The 13,788-nt window shown below is 72.9% G+C and carries 14 protein-coding genes; 3 read left to right on the plus strand and 11 right to left on the minus strand.

Annotation, left to right across the window (positions count from 1 at the left end; all coding sequences use genetic code 11):
• Positions 1-129: 129 nt before the first annotated feature.
• The 4 genes from ACFVFR_RS16120 to ACFVFR_RS16135 all read right to left on the minus strand — a co-directional run bounded on the left by ACFVFR_RS16120 (position 130) and on the right by ACFVFR_RS16135 (position 4,016).
• On the minus strand, positions 130-1,164 hold the full coding sequence (locus ACFVFR_RS16120; RefSeq protein ID WP_383701863.1) for a DUF4073 domain-containing protein: 1,035 nt from the start codon (positions 1,162-1,164) through the stop codon (positions 130-132).
• A gap of 406 nt (positions 1,165-1,570) precedes the next feature.
• On the minus strand, positions 1,571-2,320 hold the full coding sequence (locus ACFVFR_RS16125; RefSeq protein WP_383701865.1) for a hypothetical protein: 750 nt from the start codon (positions 2,318-2,320) through the stop codon (positions 1,571-1,573).
• Complete coding sequence (locus ACFVFR_RS16130; RefSeq protein ID WP_383701867.1) at positions 2,317-3,060, minus strand: iron-containing redox enzyme family protein; 744 nt, start codon at positions 3,058-3,060, stop codon at positions 2,317-2,319. The genes ACFVFR_RS16125 and ACFVFR_RS16130 overlap by 4 nt, the downstream gene beginning before the upstream one ends.
• Before the next feature lie 65 nt (positions 3,061-3,125).
• Complete coding sequence (locus tag ACFVFR_RS16135; protein ID WP_383701967.1) at positions 3,126-4,016, minus strand: aromatic prenyltransferase; 891 nt, start codon at positions 4,014-4,016, stop codon at positions 3,126-3,128.
• A gap of 293 nt (positions 4,017-4,309) precedes the next feature.
• On the opposite strand from ACFVFR_RS16135, the gene ACFVFR_RS16140 reads away from it, so the two are divergent.
• The gene (locus ACFVFR_RS16140; RefSeq protein ID WP_383701869.1) at positions 4,310-5,134 is read left to right on the plus strand and encodes an SDR family NAD(P)-dependent oxidoreductase; all 825 of its coding nucleotides are present in this window, start codon (positions 4,310-4,312) and stop codon (positions 5,132-5,134) included.
• Between the two features lie 154 nt (positions 5,135-5,288).
• On the opposite strand, the gene ACFVFR_RS16145 is transcribed toward ACFVFR_RS16140, so the two are convergent.
• From ACFVFR_RS16145 to ACFVFR_RS16165, 5 genes are all read right to left on the minus strand, one after another.
• The gene (locus ACFVFR_RS16145) at positions 5,289-6,608 is read right to left on the minus strand and encodes a phytase (protein ID WP_383701871.1); all 1,320 of its coding nucleotides are present in this window, start codon (positions 6,606-6,608) and stop codon (positions 5,289-5,291) included.
• 136 nt (positions 6,609-6,744) lie between these two features.
• Entirely contained in the window at positions 6,745-7,605 is an 861-nt protein-coding gene (locus ACFVFR_RS16150) for a hypothetical protein (RefSeq protein ID WP_383701873.1), read from the minus strand.
• Positions 7,606-7,618: 13 nt separating this feature from the next.
• Complete coding sequence (locus tag ACFVFR_RS16155; RefSeq protein WP_383701875.1) at positions 7,619-8,623, minus strand: DUF6895 family protein; 1,005 nt, start codon at positions 8,621-8,623, stop codon at positions 7,619-7,621.
• A complete protein-coding gene (locus ACFVFR_RS16160) occupies positions 8,620-8,838 on the minus strand; it encodes a hypothetical protein (protein WP_383701877.1) in 219 nt (72 codons plus the stop codon). The genes ACFVFR_RS16155 and ACFVFR_RS16160 overlap by 4 nt, the downstream gene beginning before the upstream one ends.
• Before the next feature lie 19 nt (positions 8,839-8,857).
• Positions 8,858-9,118 (minus strand): hypothetical protein, encoded by a 261-nt coding sequence (locus ACFVFR_RS16165; protein ID WP_383701879.1) that lies wholly within the window; start codon positions 9,116-9,118, stop codon positions 8,858-8,860.
• Positions 9,119-9,316: 198 nt separating this feature from the next.
• Between ACFVFR_RS16165 and ACFVFR_RS16170 the strand changes: the two genes are divergently transcribed.
• Positions 9,317-9,877 carry a hypothetical protein gene (locus ACFVFR_RS16170; RefSeq protein WP_383701881.1) on the plus strand — a complete coding sequence of 187 codons (561 nt, stop codon included), beginning with the start codon at positions 9,317-9,319 and terminating at the stop codon, positions 9,875-9,877.
• A gap of 231 nt (positions 9,878-10,108) precedes the next feature.
• Here the strand turns inward: ACFVFR_RS16170 and ACFVFR_RS16175 are convergent, their stop codons facing one another.
• Both ACFVFR_RS16175 and ACFVFR_RS16180 read right to left on the minus strand, forming a co-directional pair.
• Positions 10,109-11,002, minus strand: coding sequence for a carbon-nitrogen hydrolase family protein (locus ACFVFR_RS16175; protein WP_383701883.1), 894 nt, complete (start codon positions 11,000-11,002; stop codon positions 10,109-10,111).
• A gap of 111 nt (positions 11,003-11,113) precedes the next feature.
• Entirely contained in the window at positions 11,114-12,307 is a 1,194-nt protein-coding gene (locus ACFVFR_RS16180) for an RtcB family protein (RefSeq protein ID WP_383701886.1), read from the minus strand.
• 174 nt (positions 12,308-12,481) lie between these two features.
• Here ACFVFR_RS16180 and ACFVFR_RS16185 point away from each other — a divergent pair, with 174 nt between their 5' ends.
• Positions 12,482-13,681: a DUF3558 domain-containing protein gene (locus ACFVFR_RS16185; protein ID WP_383701889.1), complete on the plus strand. Its 1,200-nt coding sequence runs from the start codon at positions 12,482-12,484 to the stop codon at positions 13,679-13,681.
• Positions 13,682-13,788: the final 107 nt, after the last annotated feature.

Below are 13,788 nucleotides of genomic sequence, written 5' to 3' on the forward strand. Positions count from 1 at the left end.
GCGCGGGCCGCCCGCAACCCTGGGGGTTCGCCACCCGGGCCACCCCCGTTCGCGCCCGCCGCACCCCCGTCACCGGCCCCCCCCCCGGGGGCCCGGGCCCCCCCCGGCCCGGACCCACGGACGGACGGGTCAGCGGCCCCGGTGCAGCGGGACGCGCAACTCCTTGATCCACTGGTTGCGCAGGTAGTCGCGCGCCTTGAGCACGACCTCCTTCTTGCCCACCTCCACGCGCAGACCGGTGTTCTCCTTGCCGGACATGGACGTCTCGCCGCCCTTGCCGTCGTCGGTGAACGAGGTCTGCACGGCGCCGGTGTTCACGACGGTGAAGCCCTCCAGGTTTCCGGTGCCGGGCACGACCTTGCGCACGGCCCAGTCGGAGAGGCCGAGGCTCCAGTGGGTGTGCGAGGTGAACAGCACGGCGTCCCGGTACTTGCCGAGGACGTTCAGGAGCCGGTCGGCCTGGAGGTAGTCGCCGCCGTACATCTTGTTGCGGGTACCGGAGACGGTGTCGGGCAGCACGTGGTGGGAGAAGACCATCACGGGCTTGCCCTCGCGCTGCCAGTGCCGCAGTCGCGCGTCGAGCCAGGCGAGTTGCTTGTCGCTCATCCACACCTCGTCCCACTTCGAGGCGTCGTGGTACTTCATGTACTTCTCGGTGCCGAGCATCAGCATCGGCACGCCGTCCACGACGCGCTCGTAATAGACCTTGTCGAGCCCGGTGAAGTCGTAGAAGTTCTGGAAGAGCTCGCTTTCCTTGGTGCCGTTCGGCCAGGTCTCCTGACAGAGCTTGGAGGCGTCGCAGTACTTCGGCACGTAGAACTCGTGGTTGCCGATGGTGAAATACGTCTTCTTCGGGTGCGGGTGCGCGTTCAGCGTCTTGCGCACCTCCTGGTATTCGTGCGGGTATCCACGGTTGGTGATGTCGCCGTTGACGACCAGCGCGCTGCTCTTGCCGGGCAACCCCTTCATCTGGTCGAGGGCCCGGCCGAGGTCGCCGACGTCACCCTGGACGTCGCTGACGACGTCGAAGGTCACCGCTCTGTCGCGACCTCTGTCCTGGTGGCCGTGGCCGCCGGCGGTGGCACCGGCGGGTACGAGGGCCGCGGCGGCGAGGCCGAGTGCGGCGGTGAGGACGGCGGCGCCGGATACGACGGTGCGTTTCACTGCGAGCTCCTGATCGGTTCGGGCCACACGGCGGGGGGCCGCGTGGCCAGCGGGGGTAAGCAGGCCCGAGCAGCGAAACAGGGCGCCCTGAGCGCGTACGGAAACGGCGCCCATCGGAACATGACGGGCATGTGAATTATTACGATGGGGTTACTGGTCTGGACCGAGATTCGGGGGCGGCGACGGCGGGAGCGGCCTGCGCGCCAGGGTCCTGTCGGGCGCGTGGGCGGGGACCGCGCGGGCGGCCCCCCGTCGGGGGGGGCGGGGGGGGGGGGGCCCCCCCCCCCCCGGGGGGGGGGGCGGGGGGGGGGGGGGGGGGGGCGGGGGGGGCCCCCCCCGGGGGGGGCGGGGGGGGGGGCGCGCCCCCACGAGCCGGGGGCCTTGGGATCGGGGGCCTTGGGGCTGGTCAGGTCGCGGATTCGCCCTGGTCCGGGAGGGCTCGCGCGAGGTGCTGGCGGACGAGGTCGACGAGCGGCTCGTAGGGGGCGGGGTGCTCCGCCGCCGAGGCGGTGCGCTGGGCCACGACACAGACGTGGTCGCGGTACAGCGGGGAGTACCGCTCCGTGCCGGGGCACACGGAGAAGCCGAACCGCTGCTGGAGGGTGACGTGTCCGCCGTCGAAGCCGACGGTCCCCACCATCGCGACGGCGCCGAGGATGCGGGCCGCCGCCACCGCGCACGCGTTCATCAGGGCGCCCAGCCCCACCCCCCGGGCGTGCTCGGCCACGACGAGCCTGCTGTGCTCGAACGTCGCCGACCCGGGCACGCCGAGCGCGGGAAGGAGCGCGGCGAACTGGTCGGGGCCGATCAGCGCCCTGGACTGGAAGTGGTCGGACAGCGCCGGCGGGGCCAGCCGGATGTATCCGGCGGGTGGGGCGGCGGGGTCCCGGTGCGCGGTGAAGTGCCACGCGCCGAAGTCCAGGGGCTGCGGGTCGACGAAGGAGCCGTCGGGGTCACGGAAGGCCGGCCGCTGCCCCGCCGCGTACAGCATCTCCGCCCGAAAGGCCCGCAGCCGTGGCAGCGGGCCCGCGTCGGTGTCCGTCGGCGTCGCGTGGCAGCGCAGGAGGAGGTCGTCCCCACGCCAGGGAAGGACCGTCTCCCGTGGGCCGGCGGCCTTGGCCCGCGCCGGTGCCGCGATCCGCCCGGGGGGTCTCACGAGGGGACCGCCGCCGAGTCCAGGTCGGCTTCCGCGAGGCGCAGGCATTCGCCCATGAACCGCGCGTAGCTGGCCAGCGCGGCGCTGCCGGCGTCGACGAGGGCCGGCAGGAGCCGCGGGGAGGCGGCCAGCACGTCGCGGAGCTGGCCCCGGTTGAAGGCCGTGTGCCCGCCGTCGAGTTCGACGTGCTCGGCCAGGAAGGTGTAGCAGCGGGGACCGGGGCCGAACACCCGCTCGCAGTTGTGCAGCAACAGCGGGCCCATCGTGAGGGAGAGCTGCTCGATCTCGTACTCGATGCCGAGCTGGCCGTGCGGCGTGGGGCCGGCGATCACCGTCTCGTGCAGGTCGACATAGGAGCGCGCGCTGGCCAGGGGCGGTTCGGCCAGCAGCGCGTCCACGTCCACCGACCGGACGAACCGCTCCCCGAGCACGCCGGCGACGGCGCGGGCGTCGGCGACCATCATCCGGTCGTGGCCCGCCTCCGCCCGGGAGTGGGCCTTGAGCGCCCGGCCCAGGGTCGGGTCGCCGAGTTCGGCGCAGCGGCTGCCCGCGCCGGCGATCCAGGACTCCACCGGGGCCGTCATGGCGACGCCGTGCACGCTGTACCGCAGCAGCCACCAGGCGAAGCGGTGCTCGTCACAGGTGGCGGACGTCAGCTCACGGACCGCCGGGTCGGCGGCGAACGCCTCGCGGTGCGGGGTGAGTTCCGCCTCGTAGATGTCGAATGTCGTGGGGCTCATGGCATTTCCCGTCCGGTTGGTTTCGTCTTTCCTGATCGCCACGGCGTACGGAACGGCCGGGAAGGTCATCCCAGCCCTCTGATGAACGCGGCGAAATCACCCCGGTAGCTCTTCTCGACCTTGAGATGCGCCCGCCCGCCGGGCGCCAGCGACCGGGCCAGTACGTGGGTGACGTTCGCCGCCTCGCTGGGGGCGTGCGCGGAAAGCCGTGCGACGCGCTCCGGAAGTCCCGGGAACGCGCACGACGGCAGGCCGGTGGTGTAGAAGGCGACCCGGTGGACCGCGCCGTCGTCGAGACCGACGGTGGCGGCGGCGCAGGCGTCGTAGGCGGGCGCGGGCCCCTGGTCCGGCTCCCCCGCCGGGTGGGCGGTCCCGTCCGCTCCGACCAGCGCCGCCAGGCCCGCGCACTGGCGCCGGGTCAGTGGGCCGCCGTTGTGGAAGTACACGTTGAGGGCGTCGTGCAGGTGGTTGACGGCGACCCCGAAGACGTACGGGAGTCCCGCCGCGCGAAAGGCGGCGGAATTGCGGGACACGGCCTCGGGAACGCGGGGCGAGGCGAGCGCGGCGCCGGTCTCCAGGCTCGGGAAGAAGACATAGGTCTTCGCCAGTCCGTGCCACGCGTGGAAATCGCAGTGCGTCACGGCCCGCTCGCCCGCCCGTTCGCTCCAGTCGCGCAGGAGTTTCCCACTCGCCGCGCTCGCGCGCAGCAGTCCGGCGGTCTGTGCCGGGCCGATGGTGTCGCGGTGAAAGGGGGCGTAGAAGCGGTAGAAGAGACCGTCGCGCGGACGCTCGGTGGTCTTCCAGAGCACCGTGCTGGTCGCGAACCGGTCCGCGTAGGCGCCGACCGCGATCCTGGTCGTACGTTCCGAGAACGGGGCCTCGACCAGGGCGGCCGTGGTCCGGATATCGGCGACAAAGCGTTCGTCGGAGAATGGTGGGGCGGCGGGCAGCGACATTCCCACGGATCGACCCTTCGGTTTCGTACCGCACGTGGCAGAAACAGACCCTAGGGTCGGTGGCGTACATATCCCGCGCATTCGGTCACTCGAACGAGCGAGACACTGATGAAGGAACGGGATGTTTACCGTCGGGCGGTGAGCGGAATTCGGTGCCGTCGCGACCGCGTCGGTGGGGCCGGCTCCCCGGGCCCGGGTCCCCGCCGGGTGCGTCCCGGGTCCCTGTCGGGGGCGCGCGGGCCCGGCCTATCCTGCGTACGGAAAGATCGTGACCGCGTCTCCAGGAGGCTTCCGTGACCGCACCCACCGCCGTCATCACGGGCGCGAGCAGCGGCATCGGGGCCGCCACCGCGCGCCGGCTGGCCGCCGCCGGGTACCGGGTCGTGCTCGCGGCCCGTCGCGCCGAGCGGATCGAGGCGCTGGCCGCCGAACTGACGGCGGCGGGGCGGCAGGCCGTGGCGTACCCGCTGGACGTCACCGACCGCGCCGCCGTGGACGCCTTCGCCGCCTCGCTGGCCGCCTACCCCTCCGTGGACGTGCTGGTCAACAACGCGGGCGGCGCGCTGGGCGCCGACCCGGTGGCCACCGCCGACCCGGACGACTGGCGCACCATGTACGAGACGAACGTGCTCGGCACCCTGCACCTGACCCAGGCCCTGCTGCCGGCGCTGACCAGGGCGGGCGAGCGGGCGCCGGCCCCGGCGGAGTCGGCGGACGGCGCGCCCCGGCCGACCGGGCCGGGCGCCGGCACCGTCGTCGTGGTGTCCTCGACGGCCGGGCTCGCGACGTACGAGGGCGGCGGCGGGTACGTCGCGGCCAAGCACGGCGCGCACGTCATCGCCGAGACGCTGCGGCTGGAGCTCCTCGGCACCCCGGTGCGGGTCATCGAGGTCGCGCCGGGCATGGTCAAGACCGAGGAGTTCGCCAGCACGCGCTTCAAGGGCGACCTGGAGAAGGCCGCGGCGGTGTACGCGGGGGTGGCCGAGCCGCTGACCGCCGACGACGTCGCCGACACCATCGAGTGGGCCGTCACCCGCCCCGGCCACGTCAACATCGACCTGCTGGTCGTCCGCCCGCGCGCGCAGGCCTCCAACTACAAGGTGCACCGGGAGGGCTGAGCCGCCCCCCGGCGCCCCCGCGTGCCGCCCCGACGCCCGCCCGCCGACCGGCGCGGGGGCGCCGGGTCCCGTCCGTGGCGCCCCGCACGGGGCATCCCGTACGGGGCCGCTCGCTCGGGGGTGCTCCCGGGTCGTCCCGTACGGGATGTCGGGGTCAGTCGTCGAGGGCGTTGAGCACCCGGCCCAGGTCCACGAACGTGAAGTTGGTGGCGGGGCGGTCGCCGTCGCCGGGTGTGTCGTGGCCGTCCTGCACGACGAGCAGGCCGTTCGGGTACCTGCGGCCGAGCGGCTCGTTGAGCACGGCCGCGCCGTCGCACTCCTGCGAGCCGTCCAGCGCGGCGGAGGCCGCGGTGACCCGGAAGCCGCCCTGGTAGGCGTTGTGGTCGGCCGGCTCGCGGTCGTAGGCGGCGAACGTGTCGTCGCCCTGGCTGGAGGCCAGCAGATAGCCGTCATCGCCGTCCTCGCGCAGCAGCGTCAGCCCCTCGACGTCGGCCGCCAGGCGCTTGCCGCCGAAGCCGGGGTCGGCGCCCGGCACACACGCGTCGCTCTGCTCGTCGTACGTCCCCGGCACCCCGAACTCGCGGACCCTGTCGACGAGCTGGGGCCTTCCGGTGAGGTCGGCGCGCAGCCGCCAGATGCCGACGTCCTCCTGGCCCGCGTACAGCGTCCCGTTCGCCGGGTCCACCACCATGCCCTCGACCTGCGGCGACTCGCCCGGCTCGGCGCAGGGGGACCAGGCGGCGCCGTTCGGCAGCCGGAAGGACGCCGGCAGGTCCAGGGTGCGCACCGGGCGGTAGCCGACGGTGCCGCTCGCGGTGGCGGTCAGTTCCAGGAGTGCCAGGCGGGTCCGTTCGCGCTGGCTGACGAGCGCGTACGAGCGGCCGGTGGCCGGATCGGTCCAGGTCGCCAGGCCGTACGCGGTGCGCTGGTCGTTGACCTCCTGCTGCATGGCGGAGAAGACGGCCGGGGCCTTGGGGTCGGTGACGTCGACGAGGGGGCCGCCGGCGCGGGCGGGGTCGACGCGGTAGAAACGCAGCCGGTCGCGGCCCCGGTCGCTGGTGACGGCCAGGTCGGCGGGGCCGGTGGACAGGCGCGGGCCGTGGACGAGGTCCACGTTGTTGAACCGGCCCGGCGCGTCGTCGGGACCGGGCGCGGCGGGTGCCGGCACGGACTGCACCTCGCGCGCGTCCAGGTCGTACACCCGCAGGCCGCCCTCCTTGGCGGTGGCGACGACCAGGCTGCGGTCGGGGTCGGCCGGGTCGCGCCAGATGGCCGGGTCGTCGGCGTCAGCGTTGCCGCCCGCGTCGTCGTCGTCGTGCAGCGCGGGGGTCTCCGCGTGCGGCACGACCACGGGCAGCCGGGCGGCCTGGGCGCCCGGGGCGAGCACGGTCGTGGCGAGTGTCGCGAGCGCGGCGAGCAGGGCGAACCGACCGGAAAGGGCGCGGGGCTTGGGCACAGGGCGGATTCCTCTCATGTCGCGTCGCGAACATGACCAATCCGCTCTGTGGCCTTCCGGTGAAGCGGCCCGTCCGACCGGGAGAGGGCGGCCTGTCCGTGACGTGAACGGCTGGCCACGCCCGCGCGCCGCGCTCGCCCCGTCGGGCGGCCCCTCATCGGTCGACGCGCTCGACCACGCGCAGTCCGGGCACCGAGACCTGGGCCAGCGCCCAGAGCACGGAGACGGCCACCGGAAGGTAGAGGTCCTGGTCCACCGCCCGCAGGGCCGGCCCCTCGGCCAGTTCCCGCGCGTAGTAGCCGAACCTGCCGTCGTCCCGCTGCTGGCTCTCCAGGTAGCGCGTGGCGCACGCGCGGGCCTCGGGGTCGTCCGCGTCGATGTAGGTGAGGGTGCGCAGCAGGGTCGACCCCAGGACCAGGTCGTACTCACGCAGCTTCTGCAGCGTCAGGACCGGCAGCGTGCGGTGCAGCCCCGCGGTGTGGCCGGGCATCGCGCGGGCCCCGAACAGCGTGGCCCCCGCGATCGTGTCGCAGAGCCGGCGCACCACGGGCGGGTCGGCCAGCAGCAGCGACACCCCCGAGGGGTGCGGGTCGTCGACGTCCTCGACGGCGGCGAACGGCCCCTCGCCGACGGCGTCCAGCAGCCGCGCGAGTCCGGACAGGCGGGCCGGGACCGCCTCCATGTCGCGCAGGGCGGCGGAGACCTCCCGGACGAAGGTCCGCAACGTACGGCACTCGACGCCTTTGCGCCGCATCGTGTCGTGACACAGGAGCAGGAGTTTCGCGTCGTGGGCGAAGGGATCGAACTCCCCGCCCGCGTCGACCTCGTCGAGCCGTTCGCCGATGTCCACGGCCATGGATTCCGTGTGCGTCACGGCGGCGGGCGTGCCGGCCTTCTCCGCGAGGGAGAGGCCGAACAGGGCCTGGAGTTGGTGGGACACGGAGGCGTTCGGCGCGCGCCCGGCCGCGTGGACGAACGCGGCGGCCCGGTCCACGGCGTTGGGTCGGTACGGCATCGTCCTCTCCTCCTCATCCGTCCCGGAGTGTGGCCAGCGCGGCGAGCGCGGAAACGAGCGTCGTGTGATAGCGGGAATCCACGGTCGCTTCCGCATCCGGGCCCGCGCCTGGCTCGGTATCCGGTTCCCCGTTCAATTCGCCAAGTGATTCCCCGGGCGTTTCCCGACGCGTTCGCGCACCGGCCCGCGCGGGATCACGCGGGGCCGCTTCAGCCTGAGCCAGGCGGGCTCGCAGGCCCGGAACCGAACCGTCGGCCCGTTGGGTGGCGACCAGGCATTCCCAGCCCCACGGCTCGAAGAAGGCGGGCCGCCGCAGGCACCGGGCGGAGAGGATGAGTTCCGCCGTCAGATCCCAGTCGCGGGCGGCGATGCACATTCCGAGCAGCCGGTCCACCAGGCGCGCGAGCCGCCCGCGTTCGCCGTCGCTCATTCCCCGGGCGGGGCGGTGTCCGAGGTCCGCCGCGTAGAAGATGACGTGCGTCAGGACGTAGACCTCCGCGCGGGTCACGTAAACGGGGTTCACCGGCCGCGCCGGCATCGTGCCGCGATAGAGCGCGGGATAGGACGGGAGGTCGTGCCGGACGCCGCTGAGGTCGAGCGCGTGCCGGAGTTCCATCATCCGGTGTGGCGGGAGCGAGGGTGCCGTCACCGTGCTGGCCCGCACCAGGCGCTCGACCACGCGCTGGTAGGAGGCCCCGTCGAGCCGCCGGCCGTGGGCGAGAGCCGCCGCCACCACGAGATGGGATACCAGCGTCTCCGGCTCGCGGAACGGACGCTCCTGGTAGACCGGTCGCCGGTAGGCGGCCTCCATGAAGTCCAGGAACCGCGCGATGACGGCCGCGTCGACGTGCCGCGCGGAACGTTGGGCCGAATACGTGAGAATCGCCAGTTCGGTCAGGGGAATCTCACACAGCCCCGTCAGCTCCCCGTCCTTGAACGGGTCGAAGTACGACAGGTTCTCGTCTATCCAGCCCAGCGCTCCGTCAGCGACCCGCTCCGCCATGGCGGAGGAGGTCACAGCTCACACTCGCAGACGGCATGCGGATCGTCCCCGGAGGCGATGACCCACCAGGAGCGCTCTCCCTGCCGATAGCGCGCCACATTACGCGCGAGTTCGGGAATGGAATCCCTCAACGGTGCGTCGAGGTCCACCATTCCGAGATCCTGGAGGCGTTCCACCTGCTGTCGGATCTCCTCGCGACTGGGGCGCGAGGGTGGGTAACTGGTGCTCACGGGAGTTCACTTCCCCTCGCTACGTGAGATGGTCGCACCATCCCTGGTCGCCGACGAGCCAGTAGCCTCCGGCCACCGCCTGAGCGTCGCTCGCCCGCTGTGGATATCGCTGGTCGAGTACGTCGATGACGTCGCGCGCGGGGGCGTCCAGATTGATCACGCCCTCGTCGTGCAGATGCTGAACGTGTCGGTAGATATCGGCCTGCGCCTCGGCTACCGCACGCCGCTGCTCGCCCTCGGCCTGGTAGCCGCTGCCGGGCCCGGCGTTGGTTGGTGTCACGATGTCTCCTTTCCCGCGTGGGAATTGCTCTCCTTCCCCAGCATGCATCGCCGTACGAGTTCGGCAACTCGGGCGTGGGGGGTGCCCGTTGATCGCATTCCGGCGGGCCCGGATCAGATCGACTTGCGGGCACTTCGGAATGGAGGACGGTGAGGGAAGGGGCGGTATCCAGCACGAGAAACGCGAAGGAGGTCCGCCATGACCACCACCGCTGAGAAGATCTACGCAACCATGGCCCGCGCACAGTTCGGCCTCCACAAGGAACGGCTGCGCTCCCTGGTGGAGCGGGCCGAGGTGACTCCGGAGGCGGTGCGCGACTCGCTCGACACCACGGACTCCCACCCGTACGCGGCGACCGTCACGCTGGGCGGCTTCTTCGTCGTCAGCCCCGTCACCACCCGGCTGACCACCGTCGAGGGCGACCGGTACGACCTGGACGGGGAGCACGACGACTGGTGGCCGGGCCCGCCCACGGTGCTGCTCGGGCCGCCGTTCTTCTCGTCGAGCGGGTCCGCCGAGATGAACTACCCGATCCAGGACCTGGTCGGCCGCGGCTTCCGCTACCTGGCGTTCTTCACCGGCGCGCAGTCGTCCGTGACCTGGCGCGGCACCACGGGCGAGCACCTCGGCGTCTACGTCGGCTCCCCGATCGGCTTCTGGCCGCCCTACGGCTCCCCGGACATCCACGTCGCCTGGGGCGGCGGCACGGTCCGCGCCGCGAGCGACCGCGCCACGGCGCGGCAGGACGACGGGGGTTGAGGCGACCGAGGACCCGCCCCCGACCCGCCCGGCGCCGCCCCCCACGCCACGACCCGGTGCGCGGCGCCCGCGCCACGACGGGCTGTCCACCTCACGACGCGGCGCCCGCGCCACAGCGGGGTGCTCCCCGTGCCACAGCGGGGTGCTCGCCGTGCCAGAAGGGCGCCGCCCCACGTCAGAACGCGCCCCGTCCGGGGGCCGCCCGGCGCGGCCGTCGCGCCGGCGACCGGCTCAGAACGCGGTGCGGGTCTCGCTGCGGCTGTCCCCGCGTACGACGTGGGCGTCGTACAGCCCCGCCCGCGCGGTGCGGCGCCACGGGCGGGCGAGACGGCGGGCGGTGTCGATGTCGGGGTCCCGCGTGTCCAGGTCGATGTCCGCGATCGCCAGGCCGGGGCGGTTCTCGGCGGGGCCGCTGGCGAGCCGTCGGCCGCCGGGCGCGAAGATCACGGCGGGCGCGGTCGCCCCGAACTGCGCGGGGACGGAGTAGCCCACCCAGGAGGTGTAGAGGGTGGCGTACGCCCGCGCGACGTCGGCGCGGGACGCGTCGTCGAACATGACGGAGATCAGGAGACAGTCCACGTCCAGCCGCTCGTACGCGTGGAAGAGTTCGGGGAAGTTGATCTCGATGCACAGCGCGACGCCGCACCGGACGCCGTCGATCTCGACGACCAGGGGCTCCGTGCCCGGGGTGTACAGGTAGGAGACCTCGGAGTGCGAGAGGTAGCGCTTGTCGTAGCGGTTGACCAGCACGCCCTCGTCGGAGACGACGTACAGGCTGTTGTGCGGCCGGTGCGGCGGGGTCAGGGGGTGGGGCGAGCCGAACGCCACCCACAGGCCCAGCTCGCCGGCCAGTTCGGCGATGGACGCGGCCTCCTCGCGCACCACGTCCCAGTCGACCCGGCTCCAGTCCGCGGCGGCCAGCGTCCCGGGCGGGCCCGAGGACAGCACGTGCTTGTCGGGGTAGGTGATGGCGCCCTCCGGGAACTGCGCCAACCGCGCGCCCGCGGCGTGCGCCTCGCGCATCAGCGTCCGTATCTGATCGCCGCTCGCCCGCAGGTTCTCCGGGTCGGTGGGGTCCTCGGGGACCGTGCTCTGCGCGACCGCCAGTCGCAAGCTCCTGCTCATCGGAGCACGATAGGCCACCCGGACCGCACGACGCCCCGGCCGCGCGAGGCCCCCGGACACCGCGTGTCCGGGGGCCGAGGGGCAGCCCCGCCCGGGGGCGCGCCGGCGCGCCTACCCCTTCACGCAGATGACCTGCTTCAGCTTGGCGACGACCTCGACCAGGTCCCGCTGTTGGTCGATGACCTGGTCGATGGACTTGTACGCGCCCGGGATCTCGTCCACCACACCGGCGTCCTTGCGGCACTCCACACCCCGCGTCTGGTCCTCCAGGTCGCGCGTCGAGAACCGCTTCTTGGCCGCGTTGCGGCTCATCTTCCGGCCCGCCCCGTGCGAGGCGGAGTTGAAGGACGCCGCGTTGCCCAGGCCGCGCACGATGTACGAGCCGGTGCCCATCGAACCGGGAATGATGCCGAGCTCCCCCACCCCGGCCCGGATCGCGCCCTTACGGGTCACGAGCAGGTCCATCCCGTCGTACCGCTCCTCGCTGACGTAGTTGTGATGGCAGCTGATGACGTCATCGAAGGCGACCTTCGCCTTGCGGAACTCGCGCCGCAGGACCTCCTGGAAGAGCGCCATCATGATCGACCGGTTGCGCTTGGCGTACTCCTGCGCCCAGAACAGGTCGTTGCGGTACGCCGCCATCTGCGGGGTGTCCGAGACGAAGACGGCCAGGTCACGGTCGACCAGCCCCTGGTTGTGCGGCAGCTTCTGGGCCTCGCCGATGTGGTACTCGGCCAGCTCCTTGCCGATGTTGCGGGAGCCGGAGTGCAGCATCAGCCACACCGCGCCCTCACCGTCCACGCACAGCTCCACGAAGTGGTTGCCGCCGCCGAGCGTCCCCATCTGCTTGGTCGCCCGGTCCTGACGGAACTTCACCGCGTCGGCCACGCCGTCGAAGCGGGACCAGAAGTCGTCCCAGCCCGCCGTGGGCAGGCCGTACAGCCGCCCGGGGTTCACCGGCGCGTCGTGCATGCCCCGGCCCACCGGGATGACCTGCTCGATCTTGGAGCGCAGCCGCGACAGGTCCGTGGGCAGGTCGGCGTCGGTCAGCGACGTCCTGACCGCGCTCATGCCGCAGCCGATGTCCACGCCGACCGCCGCCGGGCACACCGCGCCCCGCATGGCGATGACGGAGCCGACCGTGGCGCCCTTGCCGAAGTGCACGTCGGGCATGACGGCCAGGCCCTTGATCCAGGGCAGCGTCGAGACGTTGTGGAGCTGTCGCATCGCCAGGTCCTCCACGGTGGCCGGGTCGGCCCACATGCGAATCGGTACGTGCGCGCCCGCTACCTCTGTGTACGTCACGACATACTCCATTCCCCCGTGAAAGACAGAAAAAAGACAGAAAAGTCAAAAGCCGGACCTGGCGTTACATTCACGGCCGTGAGCCGGCGAACGCGCTAGCGGTTGAGGTAAACATTGTCTCCACCGGCCGCCCCAGTGCGGCAACCAGTTTTCCGGGGAAGGGAGCCGCGGACAGTGCAGCGAAGGCCGTACGTACCGGGCACCGCGCTGACCGCCGCCGTGCTCGTCACGGGGCTCGCCGGATGCAGCAGCCAGAGCGACGCGCGGGGGGACGACGACGGCAAGCCCGGCGGCTTCAGCTCCACGGCGAACGTCCAGCCGGGCAAGTTCCGTACGCTCCCCGAGCCCTGCGGCACCGTCAGCGGGGACATGCTGCGCTCCCTGCTGCCCGGCATCGACGACCAGGACGAGGCGACCCGCAAGGCGGTCGCCGAGGGCCAGCCGGCCGTCACGTACGACACCGACCGGCGCGTGGGCTGCCGCTGGAAGCTGACCACGCCCGAGGGCTCCCGGCACCTGACACTCGACTTCGAGCGCATCGTCTCCTACGACCCGCAGGAGGGCGACGACGACCGGGCCGAGGCGGCGTACGCGAAGAAGGCGTCGGCCGCCAGGATCCCCAGCCCGCCCCCGAGCCCCGGCCACAGCGACGGCGGCGGCACGGAGACCGCGTCGCCGAGCGCCGGCGCGTCGAGCCCGGGCGCGCCCGGCGACGTCTCGGAGCGGGACGCGGACGCGGACACGCCCGACATCGTGCGCGGCTCCGGCGACCCGAACGGCGGCCTCCACCCCAGCCCGGACGCCACGGTCGACGCGGCCTCCTGGCGCCTGGCCACCGCGACCCGGCGCGACCCGGCCGGCGATGGCGGGGCCGCCACGGCCCTGGATGCTCGGGGCGCCGACGGGGACGCCCGGCGCGGGCGGCCGGGGGCCGGAGCCGACGGCCCGGCGACCGGGTTCGCCCTGGTCAGCCACGTCCGCGCGGCCGAGGACGCGTCGCCCTCGCCCGGCGAGGCGTCGGGGGGAGCCCCCGATGAGGCGTCCGCCACACCCACCGCCCCCGCCACCCCGAGCGCGTCCGGCGATGGCGGGACCAGCGGCGACGAGGGCGGGCAGGAGGACGAGGACGGTCTCGACCTGGCCCCCCGGCAGCTCGACGGCATCGGCGACGAGGCGTTCCTGAACGACGAGTTCAGCACCGCCGACTCCGGCGTCCACCGTGACATCACGATCGTCTTCCGATCCTCGAACGTCATCGTCACCCTGGAGTACGACCAGTGGTCCACGGACCCACGGCACGTGCCCAGCAGCGCCGAGCTGCAGGAGAAGGCACAGGACCTGGCGCGCAAGCTCCCCGGGCACTTCGGCGACTAGCACGGCGAGTACCGTCACGGTTCGGCCGACCGGACACCGCGACCGCGTACCGTGCCGAACGAGTCACGCGGCGGGACGGCCGCCCACCGAGAAGAGAATGAGCAAAG

It is taken from the genome of Streptomyces sp. NPDC057702, from assembly GCF_042799315.1.
Classification (GTDB): domain Bacteria; phylum Actinomycetota; class Actinomycetes; order Streptomycetales; family Streptomycetaceae; genus Streptomyces.

Bases quoted from the DNA above. Each gene is read 5' to 3' on its own strand.
- ACFVFR_RS16145 (WP_383701871.1), bottom strand. From the start codon at position 6,608: ATGAGAGGAATCCGCCCTGTGCCCAAGCCCCGCGCCCTTTCCGGTCGG.
- ACFVFR_RS16170 (WP_383701881.1), top strand. From the start codon at position 9,317: ATGACCACCACCGCTGAGAAGATCTACGCAACCATGGCCCGCGCACAG.
- ACFVFR_RS16130 (WP_383701867.1), bottom strand. From the start codon at position 3,060: ATGAGCCCCACGACATTCGACATCTACGAGGCGGAACTCACCCCGCAC.
- ACFVFR_RS16175 (WP_383701883.1), bottom strand. From the start codon at position 11,002: ATGAGCAGGAGCTTGCGACTGGCGGTCGCGCAGAGCACGGTCCCCGAG.
- ACFVFR_RS16150 (WP_383701873.1), bottom strand. From the start codon at position 7,605: ATGCCGTACCGACCCAACGCCGTGGACCGGGCCGCCGCGTTCGTCCAC.
- ACFVFR_RS16135 (WP_383701967.1), bottom strand. From the start codon at position 4,016: ATGTCGCTGCCCGCCGCCCCACCATTCTCCGACGAACGCTTTGTCGCC.